22 protein-coding genes and 5 tRNA genes are annotated in these 22,934 nt (G+C 35.5%); 20 read left to right on the top strand and 7 right to left on the bottom strand.

Annotated elements, in window-relative coordinates:
- Positions 1-18: 18 nt before the first annotated feature.
- Together NHF50_RS09750 and xrtF are read right to left on the bottom strand one after the other, a co-directional pair.
- Positions 19-456 carry an exosortase F system-associated protein gene (locus tag NHF50_RS09750; RefSeq protein WP_109569500.1) on the bottom strand — a complete coding sequence of 146 codons (438 nt, stop codon included), beginning with the start codon at positions 454-456 and terminating at the stop codon, positions 19-21.
- A complete protein-coding gene (xrtF, locus tag NHF50_RS09745) occupies positions 431-988 on the bottom strand; it encodes an exosortase family protein XrtF (RefSeq protein WP_252776098.1) in 558 nt (185 codons plus the stop codon). Before xrtF ends, NHF50_RS09750 begins: the two co-directional genes overlap by 26 nt.
- A 69-nt stretch (positions 989-1,057) precedes the next feature.
- Between xrtF and NHF50_RS09740 the strand changes: the two genes are divergently transcribed.
- The 3 genes from NHF50_RS09740 (at position 1,058) to NHF50_RS09730 (ending at position 4,179) form a co-directional block, all read left to right on the top strand.
- A complete protein-coding gene (locus NHF50_RS09740) occupies positions 1,058-1,513 on the top strand; it encodes a GAF domain-containing protein (protein ID WP_252776096.1) in 456 nt (151 codons plus the stop codon).
- Positions 1,514-1,601: 88 nt separating this feature from the next.
- Positions 1,602-1,871: a 30S ribosomal protein S15 gene (gene rpsO / locus NHF50_RS09735; RefSeq protein ID WP_109569498.1), complete on the top strand. Its 270-nt coding sequence runs from the start codon at positions 1,602-1,604 to the stop codon at positions 1,869-1,871.
- A gap of 139 nt (positions 1,872-2,010) precedes the next feature.
- Entirely contained in the window at positions 2,011-4,179 is a 2,169-nt protein-coding gene (locus NHF50_RS09730; protein ID WP_109569497.1) for a polyribonucleotide nucleotidyltransferase, read from the top strand.
- 155 nt (positions 4,180-4,334) lie between these two features.
- On the opposite strand, the gene NHF50_RS09725 is transcribed toward NHF50_RS09730, so the two are convergent.
- Together NHF50_RS09725 and NHF50_RS09720 are read right to left on the bottom strand one after the other, a co-directional pair.
- The gene (locus NHF50_RS09725) at positions 4,335-5,369 is read right to left on the bottom strand and encodes a YafY family protein (RefSeq protein WP_252776094.1); all 1,035 of its coding nucleotides are present in this window, start codon (positions 5,367-5,369) and stop codon (positions 4,335-4,337) included.
- A 2-nt stretch (positions 5,370-5,371) separates the two neighbouring features.
- Complete coding sequence (locus NHF50_RS09720) at positions 5,372-5,983, bottom strand: hypothetical protein (RefSeq protein ID WP_252776092.1); 612 nt, start codon at positions 5,981-5,983, stop codon at positions 5,372-5,374.
- Between the two features lie 93 nt (positions 5,984-6,076).
- On the opposite strand from NHF50_RS09720, the gene NHF50_RS09715 reads away from it, so the two are divergent.
- From NHF50_RS09715 to NHF50_RS09705, 3 genes are all read left to right on the top strand, one after another.
- Complete coding sequence (locus NHF50_RS09715; RefSeq protein WP_252776091.1) at positions 6,077-6,544, top strand: hypothetical protein; 468 nt, start codon at positions 6,077-6,079, stop codon at positions 6,542-6,544.
- A gap of 66 nt (positions 6,545-6,610) precedes the next feature.
- A complete protein-coding gene (locus NHF50_RS09710) occupies positions 6,611-7,357 on the top strand; it encodes a nucleotidyltransferase domain-containing protein (protein ID WP_252776089.1) in 747 nt (248 codons plus the stop codon).
- An 8-nt stretch (positions 7,358-7,365) separates the two neighbouring features.
- The gene (locus NHF50_RS09705; protein WP_252776088.1) at positions 7,366-9,813 is read left to right on the top strand and encodes a S8 family serine peptidase; all 2,448 of its coding nucleotides are present in this window, start codon (positions 7,366-7,368) and stop codon (positions 9,811-9,813) included.
- Here NHF50_RS09705 and NHF50_RS09700 read toward each other — a convergent pair.
- The 3 genes from NHF50_RS09700 to NHF50_RS09690 form a co-directional block, all read right to left on the bottom strand.
- Entirely contained in the window at positions 9,802-10,848 is a 1,047-nt protein-coding gene (locus tag NHF50_RS09700; RefSeq protein ID WP_252776086.1) for an AAA family ATPase, read from the bottom strand. The genes NHF50_RS09705 and NHF50_RS09700 overlap by 12 nt on opposite strands.
- 400 nt (positions 10,849-11,248) lie before the next feature.
- On the bottom strand, positions 11,249-11,611 hold the full coding sequence (locus NHF50_RS09695; protein ID WP_146193431.1) for a hypothetical protein: 363 nt from the start codon (positions 11,609-11,611) through the stop codon (positions 11,249-11,251).
- A 139-nt stretch (positions 11,612-11,750) separates the two neighbouring features.
- Positions 11,751-11,903 carry a hypothetical protein gene (locus NHF50_RS09690; protein ID WP_170108195.1) on the bottom strand — a complete coding sequence of 51 codons (153 nt, stop codon included), beginning with the start codon at positions 11,901-11,903 and terminating at the stop codon, positions 11,751-11,753.
- A gap of 118 nt (positions 11,904-12,021) precedes the next feature.
- On the opposite strand from NHF50_RS09690, the gene NHF50_RS09685 reads away from it, so the two are divergent.
- The 14 genes from NHF50_RS09685 to NHF50_RS09625 all read left to right on the top strand — a co-directional run bounded on the left by NHF50_RS09685 (position 12,022) and on the right by NHF50_RS09625 (position 22,837).
- Positions 12,022-14,718, top strand: coding sequence for a LamG-like jellyroll fold domain-containing protein (locus NHF50_RS09685; RefSeq protein WP_252776084.1), 2,697 nt, complete (start codon positions 12,022-12,024; stop codon positions 14,716-14,718).
- Between the two features lie 85 nt (positions 14,719-14,803).
- Entirely contained in the window at positions 14,804-15,247 is a 444-nt protein-coding gene (locus tag NHF50_RS09680; protein ID WP_109569485.1) for a hypothetical protein, read from the top strand.
- 117 nt (positions 15,248-15,364) lie between these two features.
- A complete protein-coding gene (locus NHF50_RS09675) occupies positions 15,365-17,119 on the top strand; it encodes an ATP-binding protein (RefSeq protein WP_252776081.1) in 1,755 nt (584 codons plus the stop codon).
- Positions 17,112-17,858: a LytTR family DNA-binding domain-containing protein gene (locus NHF50_RS09670; protein ID WP_252776080.1), complete on the top strand. Its 747-nt coding sequence runs from the start codon at positions 17,112-17,114 to the stop codon at positions 17,856-17,858. The genes NHF50_RS09675 and NHF50_RS09670 overlap by 8 nt, the downstream gene beginning before the upstream one ends.
- Before the next feature lie 185 nt (positions 17,859-18,043).
- Entirely contained in the window at positions 18,044-18,499 is a 456-nt protein-coding gene (locus NHF50_RS09665) for a VapA/VapB family virulence-associated protein (protein WP_245896343.1), read from the top strand.
- 675 nt (positions 18,500-19,174) lie between these two features.
- On the top strand, positions 19,175-19,297 hold the full coding sequence (locus NHF50_RS15755; RefSeq protein WP_256476014.1) for a hypothetical protein: 123 nt from the start codon (positions 19,175-19,177) through the stop codon (positions 19,295-19,297).
- Positions 19,298-19,367: 70 nt separating this feature from the next.
- Positions 19,368-19,441, top strand: a tRNA-Arg gene (locus NHF50_RS09660).
- A gap of 22 nt (positions 19,442-19,463) precedes the next feature.
- Positions 19,464-19,535: transfer RNA gene (locus NHF50_RS09655), tRNA-Asp, on the top strand.
- A 6-nt stretch (positions 19,536-19,541) separates the two neighbouring features.
- Positions 19,542-19,612, top strand: a tRNA-His gene (locus tag NHF50_RS09650).
- A gap of 228 nt (positions 19,613-19,840) precedes the next feature.
- Positions 19,841-19,914: transfer RNA gene (locus NHF50_RS09645), tRNA-Leu, on the top strand.
- 5 nt (positions 19,915-19,919) lie between these two features.
- Positions 19,920-19,993: transfer RNA gene (locus tag NHF50_RS09640), tRNA-Phe, on the top strand.
- 31 nt (positions 19,994-20,024) lie between these two features.
- Complete coding sequence (locus tag NHF50_RS09635) at positions 20,025-20,342, top strand: hypothetical protein (RefSeq protein WP_109569483.1); 318 nt, start codon at positions 20,025-20,027, stop codon at positions 20,340-20,342.
- A gap of 711 nt (positions 20,343-21,053) precedes the next feature.
- A complete protein-coding gene (locus NHF50_RS09630) occupies positions 21,054-22,151 on the top strand; it encodes a slipin family protein (protein WP_252776078.1) in 1,098 nt (365 codons plus the stop codon).
- A 140-nt stretch (positions 22,152-22,291) separates the two neighbouring features.
- Positions 22,292-22,837, top strand: coding sequence for a 3'-5' exonuclease (locus NHF50_RS09625; protein ID WP_252776077.1), 546 nt, complete (start codon positions 22,292-22,294; stop codon positions 22,835-22,837).
- Positions 22,838-22,934: the final 97 nt, after the last annotated feature.

Raw genomic sequence — 22,934 nt, 5'->3', positions numbered from 1 at the left:
GAAATCCTAATGTACAAATTATTTTGCAAATTTCTGATAATAAAACGCCGGAATGAACAAAACAAGAAATAAAGGTTGGATCAAAAACCTTCTTACGTAAAACAACATCATATAATCCGGATCATATCGAAGAAGCCAGAAGAAAGCTATACTCAACAAAATAAAAAATAAAACATACATCCAGAAAGAAACCACAAGGATTTGTTTTTGCCTGAACAAAAGACACAGGATACCTAAAGAAAGGACAGTGTTTACTGAATAGCGGAACAACAGCCCTAAAAACAACTGCACCGCATCAAAATCAGGTAAACGCTGATGCTGAAATTCGGTTTTAAAGAAGTTAATGAATGGATCATAGAAAAGGGCATCTTCAAACACCCTTACTCCTACTAAGAGTAAAAGAAGACCTGTAATACCTGCTATATTTTTCTTACTCAGTAATATTTCTTTTGGCATACCCCGAAACTTTTGTCACCCAAAACACCCATAACAGAAAAACCGCTCCGTAAATAAACAACGGAAAAACAGTTCCGTGCAATATGCGTTCATATTCGGGTTTATAATACAAGGCTAACGTCAAAAGTACTATTCTGATTATATTGAGTATATAAATTAATACGGCCCCTGAAACAATAAACAAAAAAGTACGTTTGAAACCACTTGAAAAAGCAAAAACAAATGCAGCGAATAAAATAATTATACTTATTGCATTACACCCTTCTATAATCCTGGAAACATAGGCACCTTTATATAGTATTTTTACAGAAGGTTCGTTTTCATGTTTCACAATTTCGGCATTATGCCCGAATAGGTTCAAAACATGACCTGTTTGTTCTGCAACGACCTGAGAAATACCATCTACTTCATTCAAATCCGGATTATATTGATTAAGATACATTTTGTACACGAAGGTACAGACAAAGTAAAAAACTAAAAACCTGATTAAAAAAAGAAAGAAGGGTTTGTATTGGACTAAAAGTGTCTTCACCGATTTTTTTAACAAAAATATATATTTTCCTTACTTCATTATAAATAATTTTGCAAAAAAATTGTTTACATGGATTTTGAAACTTTAAAACCGGAAATAACAAAGATCATTGCCGAAGAAGGAAACAAGGATAAAAAACTATTGAAAATTTGTCAGTACTTACACGATACTATTCCTTACTACAATTGGGTCGGTTTTTACTTTGCACAACAAGAGACTAAAACATTGCACTTAGGTCCTTATGTGGGCGCTCCTACCGATCATACTGTAATCCCGTTCGGAAAAGGGATCTGCGGACAAGTTGCCGAATCGAACCGGAATTTTGTAGTTCCTGATGTTAAAGCACAAGACAACTATATAGCTTGTAGCCTAACGGTAAAGTCTGAAATTGTAGTACCTCTTTTTGTAAACGGCGTTAACATCGGACAAATAGACATTGATTCTCACGTTATTGATCCTTTTACGGATCAGGACGAAAGATTCTTAGAATTTGTAAATGAACAAGTTGCCCAATTATTTGAGTAAGTATTTGTTTTATAGAAAAATAAGTTTATCTTTGCACCCGAATTGAGATCATCTCAATTGTACATAAAAATCATTAACTAATATTGGCATGTATTTAACTAAAGAAGTAAAAGCTGATATCTTCGCAAAACACGGAGGAAAAGCTGAAAACACAGGTTCTGCTGAAGGGCAAATCGCTTTATTCACTTTCAGAATCAACCACTTAACAGAACACTTAAAGAAAAATCGTCACGATTACAACACTGAGCGTTCGCTAGTAAAATTAGTAGGTAAAAGAAGAAGTCTTTTAGACTACTTAAAGAAAAAAGATATCAACAGATATCGTGAGATTATCAAAGAATTAAAAATCAGAAAATAATCAACATAAGGGGCTCTGCGCCCCTTTTTGTTTACAAATAAAGACAGAAAAAAGTTTGGTTTTTCATTGGGTTTCAAACAACTAACAACAACACGCAACAACACAACTAAACCCTTTGTTTAATTAAGAATTACAATTTATGATTCCTAAAGTAACCCAAGAAATTATCGATTTGGGTGATGGAAGAACCATCACTATCGAAACAGGTAAACTAGCCAAACAAGCAGACGGTTCTGTCGTGGTTCGTATGGGCGATGCCATGCTACTTGCAACTGCAGTTTCTGCCCGTACGGCCAATCCGGGAGTAGATTTTCTCCCGTTGACTGTAGACTACAGAGAAAAATTTGCCGCAGCAGGTCGTTTCCCAGGCGGTTTCTTCAAAAGAGAAGCACGTCCAAGCGACCAGGAGATCCTAACCATGCGTTTAGTAGACCGTGTATTACGTCCGTTATTTCCGGATGATTACCATGCCGAAACACAAGTTATGATCCAATTGATGTCTCATGACGAAAATGTGATGCCGGATGCTTTAGCCGGTTTAGCCGCATCTGCCGCATTAGCTGTTTCAGACATTCCTTTCTACAATCTTATTTCAGAAGTTCGTGTAGGTAGAGTTAACGGTCAATTGATCATTAATCCTAATCGCGAAGAATTAGAGCAATCAGACATCGATATGATGATCGGTGCTTCTAAAGATTCTGTATGTATGGTAGAAGGCGAAATGAAAGAGATCTCTGAAGCCGAAATGATCGAAGCGATCAAATTTGCACACGAAGCGATCAAAGGTCAGATCGAAGCTCAGGAAAAATTAAGAGCAGCGATAGGTACTCCTGCTTACAGAGAGTATGAAGGCGAAGCGGAAGATGAAGCTGTAAAAGCAAAAGTGAAAGCAGCTGCTTATGACAAATATTATGCGATTGCTCAGGAAGCCTCTTCAAAACAAGAACGCGGTGAAAAATTTGCTGCTGTAAAAGAAGAAGTTGTTGTTTTGTATACGGAAGAAGAATACGCCGAAAACGAAAACTTAGCAGAATTAGTTGCTAAATACAACTACAAAGTTCAGAAAGAAGCCGTACGTAATGTGATCCTTGAAAAAGGAATTCGTTTAGACGGAAGAAAAACTACTGAGATACGCCCGATCTGGTGTGAAGTAGATTATTTGCCTTCTGCACACGGTTCGGCAATCTTTACACGTGGAGAAACTCAGGCTTTAGCTACTGTAACATTAGGTACTTCAAGAGAAGCTAATGTTATTGACCTGCCATCTGAACAAGGTGAAGAAAAATTCTATTTACATTATAATTTCCCTCCGTTCTCAACCGGTGAAGCAAAACCTTTGAGAGGAACTTCCCGTAGAGAAGTAGGTCACGGAAATTTAGCACAACGTGCTCTTAAGAACATGATCCCTGCTGATTGTCCTTATACGATCCGTGTGGTTTCTGAAGTATTGGAATCAAATGGTTCCTCGTCAATGGCAACGGTTTGTTCCGGAACATTAGCTTTAATGGATGCCGGAGTACAGATCGCAAAACCGGTTTCAGGTATTGCTATGGGCTTAATTACTGACGGTGATAAATTTGCCGTATTGTCTGATATCTTAGGAGATGAAGATCACTTAGGAGACATGGACTTTAAAGTAACAGGAACTGCTGACGGTATCACGGCATGTCAGATGGATATTAAGATCGAAGGATTGCGATATGACATTATGGAGCAAGCTTTAGCTCAGGCTAAGGACGGACGTATGCATATCTTAGGTAAGATCACTGATACTCTTGCACAACCTAACACTACGGTTAAGCCTAAAGCTCCTAAAATCATCAAATTTGATATTCCGAAAGACTATATCGGTGCGGTTATCGGTCCGGGTGGTAAAAACATTCAGGCATTACAAGCCGACACTAAAACCACTATCGTTATTAACGAAGAAGGAGATTTCGGTATCATTGAGATCTTAGGTACTGATCAGGACGGAATGGATAAAGCAATAAAATCGATCCAGAATCAGATCTTTGCTCCTGTTGAAGGAGAGATCTACAAAGTAAAAGTTACTAAGATCTTAGATTTCGGTGCTGTCGTTGAATTCGTTCCGGGAAAAGACAGTTTACTTCACGTATCTGAGCTGGACTGGAAACGCGTTGAAAAAGTTAGCGATATCTTAAAAGAAGGTGATGAACTGGAAGTTAAATATTTAGGTTTGGATCCGAAAACGAAAAAACCTAAAGTTTCAAGAAAAGTACTTTTACCTCGTCCTCCAAGAGAAGACAAAAAACCAATTGAAAAGAAAAAAGAAGATCCTAAAGGTTAATTTAATCCGTTAATTCAAATACCCGAGAGGCTGTTTCAAAAGTAAAATATCTGTCATTTTAAGTATTTCAGAATCTAAAAAGACCGATATTCAATTTGTAGAATCTGAAACCAGTTCAGATTGATAACAAAATACTTTTGAAACAGCCTCTTTTTTTATTTCTCCGGCAACGGATTTTCGTCTTCATAACGCTTCAAAGCACTTTCCAGTTTCTGACGGATGATCTTTCGCAAGCGTTCCGGTTTCAGTACCTCTACCCCATCCCCGAAGCCCAACAGTACTCGTTCTAATTCATAATTCTCGATCAGGAACAGGTTAACAATAATGCTGCCATCTTCATTTTGCTGTAATACCCGCTGTGTATGGTGCAAAGGTTTAGTCAACACATAAGGCGCATTATATGCGTCAATCCACAAGCGGATCGCCTTAGGTTGTAATCCCGTATTGACCGTAACCCCGATTACGTTCCTGTAAAAAGCTTCCGCATCAAAATCGACTTGGATGAACTCGGCCTGAAAATCATAATCGATCGCTATGATCCTGTCCAAAGCTAAATTGACCACCGGTTGCTTCATGGTCCGCTTCCCTATCAGGAACCAACGGTTGTTGTATTCTTTCAGCACTAACGGATAAAAGCGAAATGTTCTTTCTTCTCTTGATTTGAAAGACTTATAGGTGATCACCAAAACCCCCTTTTTAACAATTGCCTGATAGATCGTATCTAAAAAATGTAAACCTTTCAGTTTCTCATTCTTTTCCAGATGAATTATCGGCTTACTATCGGACTTTTCCGCATAGATTTTATCCTCCAAACGTTGCAAAATATCCGAAACATCTGCAAAAAGCGAAAAATCCTTAAACTGTTTCAACATCGAAACCGTTTCCGTCAACACATTGATATCCGTTTCCGTCAACGGAATATCGGTTATCGTATATTCTTCATTAGCATAGCGGTAGAATTTTTTATCATACACTTCAATAGGAGCGTTATAGCCCAGTTTCTCGCTACGCATCATCTGGATATCCAATTGTACGGTACGTTTACTCACCGGATTTTGTTTGCCCTCATATTCGTATAGAGCCTCATTACAAGCCTCGATCAAATCCTCCAATGTCCATTGACGGTATTGGTTCTGCAAACATTTGTCAATGGTTTTATAGCGAATCAATGCGTTTTTATTTTGAGCCATGTTTACAATAGATTAATTTCTTTTTGAATGTTTGTTCTCGCTTGTTGTTCGTATCGATTTCGGAAAGTTTCCGTTTGGTAAATGAATTCATGCTCCAGAAAATGTTCCAAAGCTTTTTTGCGTCCCGGTTTATACAAAATATCAGGATACATTTTATATTCTTTTCGAATTTGACCGCAATACACTTGATAATCTTCCCAACTTTTCGACAGTATTTTCAGATCGAAATCAATCAGCCAGTTAATATCCTCTTCTTCGTTATGTTGGTGATGTTGTGTAGCAACAATCATATCAAAAACCAGTGTTTGGTTGAGGTTGTGCTGCGGTTGCAATAGAGAAACGGCATACTCCGCACTTTGCAATTCATTGTCCTTACGAGTGGTTTTATAGACAAAATCATGATAAAAAATAGCGAACAACACTTCGTCAGGATGTTGTAAATACGATTGGTATTCTTGGTAAGCTGTGATCATTTCCTGCAAATGCGTCAAATTATGATAGTATCTTGACTTTCCCGTGTACGCTTTCTCTAAAGCTAACCATAAAGTGTTGATTTCTTGTTGGGTAAAGCCGATTTTTAAAGTTAATTCTGCGAATAGTACCTGAAGATTCATAATTATTCTTTTCCCAAAAATACAATTCTTTTCATGTTGCGTAAAATAATTGCGTAGTACTGTAAAACCTTTGCAATATTAAAATGAATGAATATGAAAAAGAGAATAGTGAAAGACGAACCGATTTATACAAATCAAAATAGAACATTACCCAAAGCTATAATCTGTGATTTAGATGGCACATTAGCTTTGATGAATGGCAGAAATCCTTTTGACGCCGGAAGATGTGAGCATGATGTGTTGAATGAGCCTGTTGGTAACTTATTGCGAAACTATAAAAAGTTAGGCTATCAAATACTTTTGGTTTCGGGACGAGAAGAGCAGTTTAAACCTCAAACTTTATTGTTTTTGGAAAAACATGCTATTGCATTTGACCAGTTGTTGATGCGAAAATCCAAAGATTATAGAAAAGACGCCATCATTAAAACGGAAGTTTATAAGCAATACATACAAGACAATTACTTTATAGAATTTGTGTTGGACGATCGTAACCAAGTAGTAGATATGTGGCGAAAAGAATTAGGATTGCCTTGCTTTCAGGTTTTTTATGGAGATTTTTAATTTATGTAATTCTTACAGAAATTTATAGCTAAACAGTTTTTTTATTACATTTGAAAAGTACCGTTTATGAACAAAATAATACAAAACAAACTAAAAGAAATAGAACTTCAAAAAGGAGTTGAAATACTATACGCTGTAGAATCGGGGAGTAGAGCGTGGGGATTTGCCTCACCGGATAGCGATTATGATATCCGTTTTATCTACAAGCACGATTTGGATTATTATTTGTCGTTGTGGGAACAAACCGATGTCATTGAATTTATGACCGAAGACGATTTAGACGGTAGCGGCTGGGATTTACGGAAAACCCTAAAATTATTAGCCAAATCCAATGCACCTTTGTTGGAATGGATCTATTCGCCTGTGGTGTATTATGAAAATGAAGCGTTTATGAACCAAGTACGAACCTTAGCAACAGATTGTTTTTCGCCTGTAGCGTGTTTGCACCATTATTTGGGAACGACAAAGAATTTTATGGCCGTTTGTGCGCAAGAAGAAGTAAAACTGAAAAGTTATTTTTATGCCTTGCGTACTGCTTTAGCTGGAAAATGGATCATAGAACGCAACACCTTTCCACCGGTAGATTTCATGGAATTATTGCCCATAGCACCGCAAAATATACAAGAAAAAATAAAAGAGTTATTAAATATAAAAGCCAACCAAGACGAAAGCTATTTACACCCGAAAGAAGAACTGATAAAGAGTTTTTTACAGGAAACGGTACTGTTTAATAAAGAAAATGCTGCCGGGTTAAGAAGTGGGAGGAAAGTGAGTGAGGAATTGGATGGGGTTTTTAGGGATTTAATAAAATGATTTGAAATATGCCAAACAAAAAACACTTAAGACTTCTTTCAGAACAACAATTGGAAAAGGTTATTCCAATGAAATTCAAATATGGTTTTGCTCCAGAAAATGAAGAAGAAGAGGAAGAACCAAAAAATTATTACAAAGTGGCACAAACGCTAAGAATAGATAGAGAAAGATTCTATAGACACTCTGAAATAAAAAATGAAAGACGAAATAAAAGTTTAAGTGTTCCTCATTACATAGACCACGTATTATTTACTTTTCAAGGGCAATTTGTAATTAGTGATTTTTTTAAAAAATATTACAATGATTTTGGCTTAGAAGCCATTGCATTTTACGATTTTGGTAAAAAAGGATTATTTACAATTATAGATCATAAAAAGTTTCAAGTTTTTATGAATGAAGTGTATAAATTCATTCAAAGAGAATTAAATCATATAGAGGATTTGGAATATGAAAAGTATGTATTGTACTTAGCCTCATTCAAATTATTGCAAATAAGAGAAATTGTAAAATTCCGTTTAGATCAAGCGCAAGGATTGGTATATTTATCTTTAATAGATTTACCTTTACATGAAGAATTAAAAACGGTTATTTTAGAAAGTTTATTTGCTTATTTACAAGAGAAAGATGTAGTGTTCAAATTTGACGAACCTAATGATAGATTAGAATTAAACAATCCAACGCCTGAAATACTACAAGAAATAATTGAAAACTTCGATATTATTGAAAGTGCTACAAATTCAGCTTTTACAACAGTTCGTCCTGGAGAATTTAATACTGTAACGCGAGAACAAGGTATCAATATTGTGAATGCAGATGAAGATTTGCCAATTATTGGAATCATTGATACTGGAATTAGCTCAACTTCAGCAATTGCACCATTGTTAATTAATGATAGAAGTTTTTCACTTAATGGAGACCCTTTTATTGATACGGCAAATTTTCAAAGAAATGGTCACGGTACACCGGTTGCAGGTTTGGCTACTTTAGGTAAAATCAATCATCTTAACCAATTTAACGAAGATGTCATTGCTGATGCTAAAGCATTATCAATAAAGATATCTAATGGCGCAACTGGATATATTTCTGAAATTGATTTAGTAAAGATGCTTTATGATGTTAAAGCAAAATATCCTAAAATAAAATTATTTACATTAACCACATGTTATGATAGACACAAGACAGTAAACGAAACCTTCTCAGACTACACTTTTCTGTTAGATAAGTTTGCTCATGAAACAGATAGTTTAATATTTATTTGTACGGCTAATAATAATGATGCTATTAACGATAATAGTTCTTATGACTTAAGTTACTTTCATTCTGAAAAAACTAATATATGTACCCCTGCCGATAGTATGAATAATTTGACTGTAGGAGCAGCAGCAGATAATATTGCTAATAGACCATTTTGCGGGATTGCAGATGGTAGAGAATTTCCAACCTTATTTTCAAGAAAAGGAAATATAGATTTAAGCTTAATTTTTTCAAGAAACAAGACCAATAAAAATTATTTCAAACCGGATGTAATTGAAAGTGGTGGTGATTTAGGCTATTATAATGCAACAAGTTTGGATTATATGGATGACGCAATGATTGATTTAATTTCAGCGAGACCAGAAATCGGATTGTTTAAAGATGTAGGAACCAGTTTTTCTACTCCATTAATAGCCAACTTAGCTGCTAAAATACAAAAGCAATATCCAGAATTATATCCACAAACAATAAAAGCTTTAATAATTAATTCAGCCTCATTGAATAAGATTCCTTTTGATACCTCAGTTTCTAAACTAAGGAATCGTGTAGCAGGGCATGGCTACATTGATAATTTTAAAAGTGTTTTTTCAAATGAAAATTCAGCAACTTTAATATTAGAAGATAGTATTAGTGATGATGATTTAAAAGTTTATCCAATTAATTTTCCGCAATATTTAACTCAAACTGATTTAGGAAAACAAAGAGGCATAGTAAAAGTTACAGCAACGCTATGCTTTAGCTTTTTACCTATAAAAAACAATCAATTATCATATAATCCAATTCATATAGCGTTTTCAATTTTTAAAAATCACGAAGCAGAAGATATTATTAAGCCAAAAGGGGAAGTCAATTCCAATCTTAAAGCAGGTTTAACGTGGTCTCAAAATGGTAGATTCAAAACAAAGCCAATTCCTTACTCAAATACTCAAAAATTAGAACTAAATGTAAACGTTAATGATTTAGCCAATGAAGAAAATACATTCAAATTGGCAGTTCATTGTTTAGTTACAGACCAAATTATTGGAGAATTACCAGCAGGTTATCCAAAAGATTTTTCTTTTTCATTAGTAATTAATATTGAAGAAACAACAAGAAATCAAACAGGATTACTATATGATGAAATACAGCTTATTAATAATCTTGAGGTAATTGGAGATTTAGATGCAGATACTACAATTGAAATAGATTCATTAGATGTTTAATGAATCTTTTTCAATTGATATTAAATTTTTCCAAATAGTAGTATCAATGTAAGTAACTAAGCTTTTTGATTGTCCAACAGAAGCAAACAATGATTTTTTTATAGCATTAATCAAAGTCTTTTGAATGCTATAGTAAGATAAGCCTCTACAATCCTTAATAATTTTGTTTACTTCACTTTTATTCTTAAAGGCAAACTTTCCATCTTTAAGAGTAAGATTGATAAGCTCCTTGATTTCTTTTTCTGTTGGTAAACTAAAAGTAATAATGTTATCAAAACGTCTCAACAAGGCATCATCTAACATGTCTTTTTGATTGGTAGCAGCTATAACAATACTACTTTGTGGTAAATAGTCAAATAATTGTAAAATAGTATTTACAACACGTTTCATTTCGCCATGGTCTTGACTATAATCTCTAATCTTACCTATACTATCAAATTCATCAAGGAAAATAATACAATCTTCCAAAGCAGCTTTTTTAAATATCTTAGATAAGTTTTTACTTGTTTCACCAAGTTTAGAAGATACGATAGCTCCTAGATTAAGAACAATCATCATTTTCTTTAATTCACCGGCAATAACATAAGAAGCTAATGTTTTTCCACAACCAGATGGTCCATGTAACAACAATTTATTGGAAACAGGTAAGTTAAATTGTTGAAGTAATTCAAGTTTATGGTGTTCCTCAATAAAAAACTCAAGTTCTTGTTTTACTTTATCTTCAATCACAATGTTAGACAAAGTATAATCGGAAGTTATTTTTTCCAGAATTAAATCTGAAACTTCTTTGTCTTCTAATCGATTAAAATATTGGTCACTACCTACTTTAGTTAAACTATTGTGTTTTTGTAAACGAATAGAATCCTTTAAAATAGATTGTAATTGAATCGCAAAGTTTAACTTTCTAGTGTTTTTAGAATGTTCAATCAACTCGTTCAAAACAGTCAATAACTTTTCCTGATCATTTTCCAGACCGTACTTAGCAATATCCTTTATGTAATCAAATTGACTCATCCTTGATACAAAAGTAATCATTTTTATACTTATTTGTAAATTTGATTAAAATTAATTCAATGACTATCCAAAACCTTAAATCCCAAAACCTAATCCTTTTCAAAGCTATTCCAAGCAGTAAATACTAGGTACAATTCAAACAATTTGTGATTTATTTTTATTGTACTACAAAACAATCACAATAACGTGATTAAAAAATCGTTTTATAAATAAAGATCACGATTAATTCCTTTATCAGACCATGAAAGAAGCACGTCAATTTCGGAAAGCACTTTTTAAAAGAGAGACTTATGTTGCTTTACCGGAGTTAAGCCATGCTTGTATTTCCATAGAAAAAAACCTGCCCGATGAAAGTTAACCAACATTCCGGACAGGTTTCGCGAATTAAATTACTTAACAAGGTCTATACATTACACTGAAACTATTCACAAGATGAAGCCGCGACTGTACTACTCACCTCACGGTTCGTAGTTACCTTAACCTGATAAGGTGCCGTGATCGTTGTACCGTCCGGAACTAATCCGATGTAACTGAACTGACCGCCGGTTGACTGAACCGTATCAATCTGAACTGTTTCGTTCTTCGGTCCGTAGATCAGGTAAACCGAATAAGCCGTTATCGGCACTCCTTTTCGTCCGCTTAATGTTCCGCTGACATAAACAGCATTAACTGAATTACAAGTAACCACATTAGCATCGGAAAGTGTTACCGTTTGCGCTTTTAGAGTAGTGTTGAAACAGCTGAACAACGAACAGGCTGCAAGAGCTAAAAAATATTTTTTCATAATTGATGTTTTTGGTTCCTACTCATCTGGCTTTTCGGTTACGCCCCGTTTTAAAATGGTTTCCGGTCTCCATTCGAAAAATTTTGTTTCACTTCAAAATTCATATCCCAAAACTACTACACTACTCAATTGCAATTCTTTAAAAAGGAATGAGTACTCTTTTTTTATCCACCAATACGGCAACAAACAGCATTTGTAAGTTTTTATCCGCACAACTAACTCCTGATTTAAACAGCCTTACATTTCCGTTCAGAAAAAATACGGTTTCATACCCCAAAAAACCTGCTTTCATTCCATTTTTTCAGAATTTCCCTCTGCCCTCTTCTACATTTGTATACGTGATTTTCTTTAGAAATCACCCGATTAAGAAATATTTATTAACCGTTTATCATTTTAAAATCAGTAGAATTATGAAGCAAAAAAACTACTTTCTTTTATTAATCCTAACCTTTTTTCAACTGGTTAGTAATGCACAAACACTGGATCAATCCAATGCACCTGCCGGCTCCGGAGGCGGAGGTTTTCAGGTAAACAATTCCGGACAAACTGTAGGTCAGTCATTTGTTGCCGGCTTAACAGGAACTTTAGCTCAGGTAAATGTATACTTAGGCAGCTACAATTTTGCAGCCGGTGATTTCCGATTATCAATCATTAACGGCGACGGATACGGAGGAGTTGTAGAAGGTACTCAGGACTTTACGCTTTCAAGCTATCCCGGAGACGGAGAATATGTTATTTCAGTCACCAATACGATCAATATCACAGCCGGCAATACCTATACCTTAAAATTTGAAGGGATCACCGGAAGTGTTAACATGCTGGCACCTTCAGGAGATATTTTTACCGGCGGAACATTATATTATGGCAGCGGCTCTTCTTTCAGTTCGTATGATCTATGGTTTAAAACCTATGTTAGTGTGCCAACGCCAGCTACTCACTTAAATTTTGACGGAGTTAATGATTATGTAAACTTAGGAACTTCAATTTCTACTGCTTTAAATGGAGCAACTGCTTTAACATTTGAAGCATGGATTAATCCATCAGTTTTAAATGGGTGGAATAATATTATTACAGATTATGATGGAGCTTATCATAAAGTATTATTACGTGTAAGAAATAACAACAACATTCAATTTGTTTTAAATGGTACTTTTTTAAATTCTCCTTTTAGTGTTCCCTTAAATACATGGACTCATATTGCTGCAGTTTATGATGGAGCAAATATGTATGTTTATGCAAATGGAACTTTAATCGCTTCTCAAGCTGCTTCTGTAAGTTTACCAACCACTTCAAATCAATTTAACATTGGTAATAGAATTAGTGGTTCAGAGCTTTTCACAGGAAATATTGATGAAGTTCGTGTTTGGACTACTGCAAGAACAGTTGAACAAATTAATGGCTCTATGAACTGTGAATTACAAGGAACAGAATCAGGCTTAGTAGCTTATTACCAATTCAATCAAGGAATAGATCAGGCAAACAATACAAGTGTTACTACTCTAACGGATGCCACTTCAAATGGATATGACGGAACATTGACTAATTTTGCTTTAACAGGTTCAACTTCAAATTGGTTAGCAGGTTCTGTGGTAACAACCGGATCTACAGTTCCTGTTGCTCCTACAGTTGCAACGCCTGTGGTCTATAATCAAAACACTACAGCTACAGCTTTAACTGCTACAACAGGAGGAACCGGATTATTATGGTATACAAGTGAAACAGGAGGAACAGGAAGTGCTACTGCTCCGATACCGGATACTTCAACTCTAGGAACTACTTCTTATTGGGTCTCTTCCACTAATGCCAACGGTTGTGAGAGTGAAAGAACGGAATTAGTGGTAAATGTATTATCTCCCGCTACTCATCTGAATTTTGATGGTGCTGATGATTATATAGCTATAGGAGCAAATCCTATCTTTGATTTTGCCAATAATGATTTTACTCTTGAAGCTTATATTTACAGAGCGATCTCCGGTACTGATGATTGTATTATCGGAAAAGATAACTGGGCAAGCAATAACGGATACTCATTCTGGATTCTTTCAAGTGACAAACTGGTCTTAAGATTCGGTTCAACGACTTATTCCAGTACTATGAGTGTTCCTTCTTCAACTTTTACTCATGTAGCAGCTACATATGATTCCGTAAATAACGAAGTAAGTCTTTACATCAATGGGGTTTTAGATTCAACACATCCTTCCGGCGGTCCTATTTTGAATACCGGCAGTTTATATATCGGAACTCCTCAGGATGCAGTAGCCAATTCAACGTACGGATTTTCCGGCTCCATAGACGATTTAAGAATCTGGAACACACTTCGCTCTGAAACTGAATTAAATGGTTTCATGAACTGTGAACTACAAGGAACTGAAAACGGCTTATTAGCATACTATAAATTCAATCAGGGTTCTGATCAGGCAGATAATACTACTGTTACAACAGTAACTGATGCTACAGCAAACGCAAACAACGGAACCTTGGTCAACTTTGCTTTAACAGGAGCCACCTCTAACTGGTTGGCAGGCTCTCCTTTAGGAATTGCTCCTCAGGTTACAACGCAACCACAGGATCAGACTATCACGGAAACAGATAGCTTAACTTTTACCGTTGCAGCGACCGGCGCAACTTCTTATCAATGGGAAGTCAGCACAGATGGAGGTAGTACATGGATGGCTTTAAACGATAACTTTGCCAATCCTGATGTTTCCGGTTCTACAACAAATACCTTAACGGTTTCCGGAAATAACATGATAATGGTTAACGGCTATTTATTCAGGGTTCTTATCGGTGGAACAGCGATCTGTACAATACCATCTGATAGCGCATTAGCCACTGTAACCTTAGGAACCGAAACATTCTCTGCTAACGGTAAAGAGGTTACTATTTATCCTAATCCGTTCCGTAATGAGATTATGGTTGATCTGTTACATATAACAACTACTGACACTTCATTAGAAGTATACGATAGTAACGGACGTTTATTAAAAGATCAAAAGTTGAGTGCAACTCAAAACAGAATTGACATGCATGATCTGCCGTCAGGTTTGTATCTGTTCCGTATTATTTCCGATGAAAGAACATGGACCCAAAAAGTGATAAAACAATAAAAACAAGCTATCTTAGCATTCGTTTAACCTAAACGAAAAATGTTTTTTGTATTTTTTAAATTACGTATTAATCAATTAAAACACCATGGAAACAAATCAAAACTTTACTGCGCTAAAAGGAGAAGACACTAAGATCATCCCTTCTACAGCCAAACCGGCAATTGTCCCTAAACAAGAAGTGCAATCGGTTATTACTTTTACAAACAAAAGACCGGCAACACCACTTCCTCCTTTAGTTCAGGCCTATTATACTGCCGCAGAAAACACGTTACAAGTCAGTGCCGTTATCTTTATTGCACAAGAGAACATTGAGCCTTCCTCAATCACAGTCGGATATGACAATCCTACAGGGGATCAGCCAGCATTTTATATTTACTATTATGGTCCTGAAGTTGAGACCGACACCTTTTACGGGTTTCAGATCAATTTTGAAATCAAATTAGAAAAACAACCGGAGTTGATAGAAACATTTGTATGTGACAAAGATCCGGTAACATCCAGAGGAACATTAACTACAGTACAACCTTAATAATAGAAGGGAGTTTATTTTGCTTGAACAGGCGGTCCGTTTTGACCGCCTGTTTTTTTATCACAAAATTTAGCTAACTTGCCGATTCGTTTTGTAAAGCACCAAATCTGATCCGGCATGCGAATGAATCTTACGTTTTTCAGGATTTTTATTCTCTTTTTTCTGATTGTCCATCCTTTGGCTAAAGGGCAAGCTCAAAAACAACTGCATCTGCTCTTTGAAAAAGAGATTGAGAAAAAATGCAAGGCTTTATCTGATGCTCCTTACTTTAAAAAAACATATACTTTCTTTTTAGAAAAGAAATGGGATTCTACTCTGGTCTATTCCATGAGACAGCTCAATTCTGACCGCTCAGACAAAACGATCAACGATTACTGTCACTTTTTCAGAGGCTTCAGTTTCAAAGAAAAAAAACTATTCAAAGAAAGTCAAAAAGAATTATCCGATATCACAAACCGTTTCTTTTTTTACCAACGGGTAAGCATGCTTTTAGGTGAACTAGCTTTAGAGAACAACGAATCGGAAAAAGCCATCCCTTATTTTAAAAAACTGGAAGCATTAAGCAATCCTGAACTCTACGGTATTAAAGCCAGTACTATAAAACACAATCTGGGGATCTGTTACCTTCATTTAGGTCAGTTTTCTAATGCCGAGTCTTATTTGCTTGACAGCACCGAACTACAGGAACAAGAACAGGACACTATTATGCTGATAGGATCCTACGGCGATATCGCGAATCTTTATTACGAACAATACAAAGACGATCAGGCAATTCCTTATTTTATAAAAGCCTATGAACTCGCTCAAAAGACAAAAGATTTCAGACTAAAATATACTACAGCCTATAATATGGCTATAGTGGAAGAAAACCGAAAAGATTTTCTCCGATCACTTCAGTACAGAAAAGAGTTTGAAAAATGGAAAGATTCTTTGAACGACCAAAATAAGATCTGGGAAGTTGCCCAACTGGAAAAACAATTTGCCGTTAAACAGAAGCAAAAAGAAGTGAGTCTTTTGCAGGCAGAGAACAAAATTAAAATTGCTGAAAGGAACGGGCTTCTGTATTCGGCTATTGTTCTCTTAGTCTTATTGATCACCGGAGTTTATTTTTATCTTGAAAAAATAAAATCAAATAAGATCATACTGGCTCAGAAGCAAAAATTAGACGAATTAAATGCTACTAAAGACAAGCTTTTCTCTATCGTTAGCCACGATCTGCGTTCGTCTGTCAATGCTTTAAAAACAAGTAACAGCAAACTTTTAAAGAACTTAGAGACTAAAAATCTGGATGAATTAGACTTTCTACTGCATCAGAACAGCGCTATAGCCAATTCTACCTATAATTTACTGGACAACCTGTTGCACTGGGCATTATTACAAAGTCAGCAATCATTCTTTGAAATTACCGCTATGCGTTTGTTCTTTATAGTGGAACAGATCAGCTTCAATTACAAATCCCTGTTACAGGAAAAAGAGATTCAGTTTGAAAATAATGTTGCCCGAAGCGAAATGGTCTATGCCGATCAGGAATCGTTAAAGATCATTTTGAGGAACTTGATGGACAATGCCATTAAATTTTCAAAAGAAAGAGGGTACATTCACATCTATACCCGGAGTCGAAACGATATGTACTGTGACCTCATCATCGAAGACAACGGTTTAGGCATGGATGCCGCCACCCGTGAAAACCTTCTTAAAGAAGATATCTCATTAATAAAGAAGCAAAACAATGACAAAATAGGTAGCGGATTAGGGCTGCAACTTTGCAAATCGATGATCAAAAAGAACAAAGGAAAATTCACAATAGAAAGTGAATTGGGAAAAGGAACGAAAATGATTGTATCTTTGCCTAAAACCGTGTCTGATGGATAACATAAATATTCTGGTTGTTGAAGATACTCCTTCTGAAAGTGAAGCCTTAATCACTGTATTAAAGGAGAATGGTTACAATGTTGTAGGCCTGGCTACTAACCATAAAGATGCTTTAGCTTTATTTTATGCCAACAAAGTCGACATCGTTATTATTGACATTTACTTAAACGGTATCCCGGAGGGGATTACCTTTGCCGAAACGATTAATGTTATTCCTAATTCGGCCAAGCCTTTTGTCTTTTTGACCAGTTCTACAGACCGACACACGTTTGAACGCGCCAAACTGACAAACCCGTTCAGTTACCTGCTCAAACCATTCAACGAACTGGAACTTTTGTATGCGCTGGAACTTGCCATTGAAAAGTTCTACGCTCAGAGCGATGTTTTTTTGGGTGAAGAAGAAGACACAGTGATCAGTACCGAATACTTATTCATTAAAAAAGGTAAATCCTTAAAAAAAGTATTGATCGCTGATATCATTTATATTGAGGTCGAAGAGAAATACTGCAACATTATCACTGAAAAAGAAAAATTCGTTATCCTGATCTCTTTAACCAAGATCCTCGATATGCTGGACAATACTCTTTTTTGCCGGACACATCGAAACTATATTGTAAATACAGAGAAGATCATTGAGATCGTTCCTGCCGATAACTTGGTTATCTTAGCCGGAAACCATAAAGTGACCTTAGGTGAAAAATATAAAAACCTGACAAAAAGAATACGAACTTTAAAATAACCGCGACTACAACCTATAAACACAACCCCCTGTAAACAACCTGTTTATAAGGCAGTTATACCTGTATCTCAAAACAAGCTTTTCTCCTCTGTTCCCTGTTCTTTTTCTGTTGTAATATTGTTATAGAATTACTTCATGCGGAAACCGAAAAGCAAAAAGAGTAGGTCTATTTTAAATTTTAAGTTATGTCTGAAAAAAACGGCACTGCAGAAATGCAGCAAGTAACCCCAGAAATGATTGCACATGATTTTCATGTGGCAACAGCAGGAAAAATGGACGATGCAGCAATAGCATCTGTAAAAAAAGGCTTAACAGCTACTACTTCTTCATACGGAGCAAATGGTAGTGTAGCCAGCATGATCTTTTATCTGAAGTTTCAGGTCAACATCAAAAACGGGAAATCCTTTAACGGAAATGCAGGAGGAGTATCTTCACCTGGAGGAGGAGCTTTGTTCGGAGATGTTTATACTGACGATATTAATAAATTATATTCGGATACAGTTAGTTTTCAATTTAATTGTACTCCTGTATATACTAGTTTATTGTTTTTTGACAAGCATTCTAACTTATTAGGACATTTCCAATCCGGATCTGTTTCAACTGTTTTAGGTACCGGCGGTGGTAGCGGTCATTGGTCATAAAGTAAACAGATAAAAAATTGAGAGTGCTCTATACAGAGCACTTTTTTATGCTGTATAACTAATATTTCATTACTTTTTCAGGTCATAAAGCATAAATTTTTGATACTTATATGCTTTTTTTTAACAAAAATCTTACCTTTGCCTGCGAAATGAGAACACAAAACCTACATATACAAGCTATTTCAAGTGATAGCAACTATCGTTTAGAGGTAAAATTCCCTTCTAAACCTACCGGATGTTTTGTGAAGATCTATAAAAAATAAATCAAGATTTAAAATACTATAGCTATTTCAAAGCGTCCTTTTAGTCAAAAGGGCGCTTTTTTTTATACCAAAAAAACAAAAAATCGTATGAAAATGACACTTAAACAAACCTAGTGTGAAAAAAAAATTAAAAAATGTCAGATGATCAGTAAACATAAATTGAAATAAAACTTGAAAGGTAATCAAATGAGAGACAGCCATTTGAATTCTTCAGAAAAATCTGCCGAAAGCGGATCGGACACCTATTGCCTAAAAACAACATAAACAATTGATAATCAATGAAATAATTTTAAAAAATATTTGGAAGTTACTTTTTTTTGACCTTATCTTTGCCTCAGAAATTTGAAACAACAAATAGTTAGATCATTACGTACAACGAATACTTTATAACCTGAAGCTTATACTGATAAAAATGAAACGAGATTTAAAACAACATATAACACTTGTAGCAATTGAAGCAAAAAATACTTCTTTAGGATCTTACCGTCCGGTGTTTTATAGTGATTATAAATTGGTGCCTCCATATAGGGAATAGATTGTTATATACAATTGTATCGTTATGGAGCACCTTCAAAAAGAGGTGCTTTTTTTATGCCTAAAATTAAGATTCTGTAGCTCAACAGGATAGAGCATTCGCCTACGAAGCGAAAGGTTACAGGTTCGACCCCTGTCAGGATCACATGAGTCTTTAGAAAGGGACTGGCTTATTAAGGGACTGGCTAACCTACCTGACTGTCTCTCAGGAAACACGGGTTCCATTCCCGTATAAGCCGCAAATGGTGTTTTTAGCTTATTTGGTAAAGCATTGAACTGTGAATTCAAAGAACAGGGTTCGATTCCCGAAAACACCCTAAATAACTGGGAAGATAACGATTGCTTGCTTGTCTGCTTTGGATACAGAAGATTGCAGATTCGAAATGCGAAGCATTCATGAACACCTAAAAAATAATAAAATTAGGTAAACAATCCTGTTTCTCAGACAATTTGGAAGTACGTCGGAGTCAGAGTAGCCGAGCTTGTCTGTAAAACAAGTGCTTTTATGCTGAATGAGTGCAAATCTTATTACTTCCACAAAATTGCAGGAATGGCGGAACAGGCAGACGCATCAGATTTAGGATCTGAATTTTGAGCGTTCAATTCTCTCTTCCTGTACAAAAGGAACAGTGGTGTACTTGGTGTTGCACACTTGTTTGAAGTACAAGGGGTATTCGTTCGATTCGGATCTGTTCCACTAAAAGAAGTTTAATTAAAAACAAAAGAAGATGAGACCAGACATTGTAAAACGCTTTTTGACCAACACAGATGAAACAGGAAGATTTTTGATGAAGTCAAGAATTACCGGAATCATCTATTTTGTAGAACCGCTCTATAACGGTAAAACACCACAATGGGGCGACGTTGATCCGGCAACGAAAAAAATAACTGGGCAATATGGTTCTAAATATACTGGAGCCGTAACCAAAAAAGAATCCTTAATAACAGAAGAAAACGGATTTGTCAACATCGGCTATTTTAAAGGAAGTCCCTTCGGAGCTATAGAGGTACGAGATAAAGAACATCAAAAACGAATGGGATTATAATTATTTTTTTGCTACGCAAAATAACTGCGTACTTCGTTTTGAATCTTTGTTCAGTAATAAAGAAAACGTTCTTTGAATACAAAAGATTATGAGATTTCTCCTAACGTCGAAATGACAATATTAAGGTAAAAATATCAAGCAAGTCCTGTTGGGTGTTTCTGTATAGCACTAATGTAATGCTCTTTACGTAAAACGTATGAAGTAGTATTATGCAACTTGGCTTGGAGGTTTGCGGTTGTTTTCCAAAAAACGATCACCAATTACTCTATAGGTCGTGGGTTCGATTCCCACTTTCGAGCAATCGAAATAGTTCAGTCTGGTTAGAACAATAGAATGGATACGTAGGTTCGAATCCTACATGCAATTTAGGTTTGCATTTGACAGCGGTTGTCACCAAACAGACTTTTAATCTGTTTTAAGGAGAGAAGTACAACTCTTAAAAATAGTACCAAAAAATTGAAAACATTTGGTTTTTATCTGTTTCAACATTTTTCGAAATCGAGAAACACTTACAAAGAAACCTGAAAAGGGCTTCGCTTTCAAAACCGTTCTTTTGCTTTTCTGTGTGATCACTGGTTTATAATAAGCCAATGAAACAAAACAGTTAACCATTTGAATGCTTCTGTTAACTAACCTTTTTTCCGTTTTGGGTTAAGGATAAAAACCGAAAGTTTTCTTTAAAAGAAAACAATAGAATTAAAATATAAAGACATGATTAAATACATTACTATTAATGCTTACCAAGTAGGTTTAGTATTTGAAAGAGGAAAATTGACCGACGTATTGCAGGAAGGAAACTTCTGGATCGTCGGGAATAAAGAAGTGAAATTATTTGAAATGAAGCAGTCTTTTGTTGCTCCGATGGAATTGAACATTTTGTTAGAGAATGCAACCTTAGCTTCTATGTTAGAGATCGTTGAAGTGGGCGATACTGAAATAGCCTTGTACTTCGCAAACGGAATGTTCAAAGAAGTTTTGCAAACCGGTCGATACGCATTCTGGAAAGGTTACTTGACCAATGAATTTATCAAAGTTGATTTGGCTAAAGTGGCAATTACAGAAAATATAAACACGAGTTTGCTGGAGAACATCAAATTGCGAATGTACACCCGTAAATTTCAAGTCTTCAATTACGAAAAAGGATTATTGTTTATCAACGGAGCCTTTATCAAAGAGTTGTCTGCCGGAACTTTCTATTTCTGGAATAACGCCATTCCAATTGATGTAATAAAAGTGGATATGCGCCAAAAACAAATGGAAATCTCAGGACAAGAATTGTTGACCAAAGACAAAGCCGCTTTACGGATCAACTTCTTTGTGAATTACAAAGTAACCGATATTCAGAAGGCTGTTGTAGAAAACAAAGACTACGAAAAACAATTGTATGTTTTAATGCAGTTGGCCTTAAGAGCTTTTGTCGGTGGATTTACATTAGACGAATTGTTGAGCAAAAAAGACCGTATTACCGAAATTATTTTGGAAGACACTCAAGCAAGAGCAAAAGAATTAGGTGTTGCAATTACAGATGCCGGAATTCGCGACGTAATCTTACCGGGCGAAATGAAAGAGATCATGAATCAGGTATTGATGGCCGAGAAAAAAGCACAGGCTAACAGTATTATGAGACGTGAGGAAACTGCGGCAACCCGTAGTTTATTGAACACTGCTAAATTGATGGAAGAAAACGAAATGTTGTGGAAATTGAAAGAAATGGAATATGTGGAGAAAATCGCTGACCGTATCGGAGAAATTACCATTTCAGGAAGCGGAAACGTCATCGGGCAGTTGAAAGAGATTTTTGTAAAATAAAAAAACCTCGGAAAGATAGCATTTTCGAGGTTTTTAAAAAACTAAGAAAATGAAAGAGGTAAAAATTGATTTTCAAACTATTATAAAAATTATTTTAGCTCTCTTGAAAATTATTGAGAGCATGATCGATTAAACAAAACATGAAAACAACAGATAAAATTTTAATTATTGACTTAGAAGCTACTTGCTGGAAAGGAGAAACCCCTACCGGTGAAGTGCATGAGATCATTGAGATCGGTATTTGTGAACTAGATCGTTCCAGCGGTGCCATTTCTAAGAACAAAGGGATATTAATACGCCCTACCCGTTCGAAAGTAAGTTCTTTTTGTACTGAACTGACCACTATTACACAAGAACTTTTAGATACGGAAGGTGTAACTTTTGAAGAAGCTATTGCGATCTTAGCCCGAGAGTATCAGGCGGATCAATATACCTGGGCCAGTTACGGACAATACGACCTGAATATGCTTAAACGCCAGTGTAAAGCCAGAAAAATATCTTATCCTTTAGGAAGCCAACATATTAATGTAAAAGAATTGTTTGCTGAGGTTAAAGGCTTACATAAAAAAACAGGTATGAATGGTGCTTTGGCAATTTTAGGGTTGCCTCTGGAAGGAACTCATCACAGAGGTATAGACGATGCAAAGAACATTGCTAAGATCTTACATTGGTGCCTAACATCCTGATTAATCCTGTTTTCTAAAAATCGAAACAGGATTTTTTATAATTATCACACCTTTATTTTCCTCTTCAACAACCTCTCTATTCGTCAATTTTAAAAAA

It is taken from the genome of Flavobacterium sp. NRK F10 (assembly GCF_024054235.1).
In the GTDB taxonomy this organism is placed as follows: Bacteria; Bacteroidota; Bacteroidia; order Flavobacteriales; family Flavobacteriaceae; genus Flavobacterium; species Flavobacterium sediminis.
Note: the sequence above shows the minus strand (reverse complement) of the source record. Positions and strands in the feature narration are given on the sequence as shown.

Coding starts and splice junctions, on each gene's coding strand:
- NHF50_RS09725 (WP_252776094.1), bottom strand. CDS start 5,369: ATGGCTCAAAATAAAAACGCATTGATTCGCTATAAAACCATTGACAAA.
- NHF50_RS09695 (WP_146193431.1), bottom strand. CDS start 11,611: ATGAAAAAATATTTTTTAGCTCTTGCAGCCTGTTCGTTGTTCAGCTGT.
- NHF50_RS09710 (WP_252776089.1), top strand. CDS start 6,611: ATGAACAAAATAATACAAAACAAACTAAAAGAAATAGAACTTCAAAAA.
- NHF50_RS09705 (WP_252776088.1), top strand. CDS start 7,366: ATGCCAAACAAAAAACACTTAAGACTTCTTTCAGAACAACAATTGGAA.
- NHF50_RS09700 (WP_252776086.1), bottom strand. CDS start 10,848: ATGATTACTTTTGTATCAAGGATGAGTCAATTTGATTACATAAAGGAT.
- rpsO (WP_109569498.1), top strand. CDS start 1,602: ATGTATTTAACTAAAGAAGTAAAAGCTGATATCTTCGCAAAACACGGA.
- NHF50_RS09625 (WP_252776077.1), top strand. CDS start 22,292: ATGAAAACAACAGATAAAATTTTAATTATTGACTTAGAAGCTACTTGC.
- NHF50_RS09750 (WP_109569500.1), bottom strand. CDS start 456: ATGCCAAAAGAAATATTACTGAGTAAGAAAAATATAGCAGGTATTACA.
- NHF50_RS09635 (WP_109569483.1), top strand. CDS start 20,025: ATGAGACCAGACATTGTAAAACGCTTTTTGACCAACACAGATGAAACA.
- NHF50_RS09690 (WP_170108195.1), bottom strand. CDS start 11,903: ATGAAAGCAGGTTTTTTGGGGTATGAAACCGTATTTTTTCTGAACGGA.
- NHF50_RS09665 (WP_245896343.1), top strand. CDS start 18,044: ATGTCTGAAAAAAACGGCACTGCAGAAATGCAGCAAGTAACCCCAGAA.
- NHF50_RS15755 (WP_256476014.1), top strand. CDS start 19,175: ATGAAACGAGATTTAAAACAACATATAACACTTGTAGCAATTGAAGCA.
- NHF50_RS09670 (WP_252776080.1), top strand. CDS start 17,112: ATGGATAACATAAATATTCTGGTTGTTGAAGATACTCCTTCTGAAAGT.
- NHF50_RS09715 (WP_252776091.1), top strand. CDS start 6,077: ATGAAAAAGAGAATAGTGAAAGACGAACCGATTTATACAAATCAAAAT.
- NHF50_RS09680 (WP_109569485.1), top strand. CDS start 14,804: ATGGAAACAAATCAAAACTTTACTGCGCTAAAAGGAGAAGACACTAAG.
- NHF50_RS09685 (WP_252776084.1), top strand. CDS start 12,022: ATGAAGCAAAAAAACTACTTTCTTTTATTAATCCTAACCTTTTTTCAA.
- NHF50_RS09675 (WP_252776081.1), top strand. CDS start 15,365: ATGCGAATGAATCTTACGTTTTTCAGGATTTTTATTCTCTTTTTTCTG.
- NHF50_RS09720 (WP_252776092.1), bottom strand. CDS start 5,983: ATGAATCTTCAGGTACTATTCGCAGAATTAACTTTAAAAATCGGCTTT.
- NHF50_RS09740 (WP_252776096.1), top strand. CDS start 1,058: ATGGATTTTGAAACTTTAAAACCGGAAATAACAAAGATCATTGCCGAA.
- NHF50_RS09630 (WP_252776078.1), top strand. CDS start 21,054: ATGATTAAATACATTACTATTAATGCTTACCAAGTAGGTTTAGTATTT.
- NHF50_RS09730 (WP_109569497.1), top strand. CDS start 2,011: ATGATTCCTAAAGTAACCCAAGAAATTATCGATTTGGGTGATGGAAGA.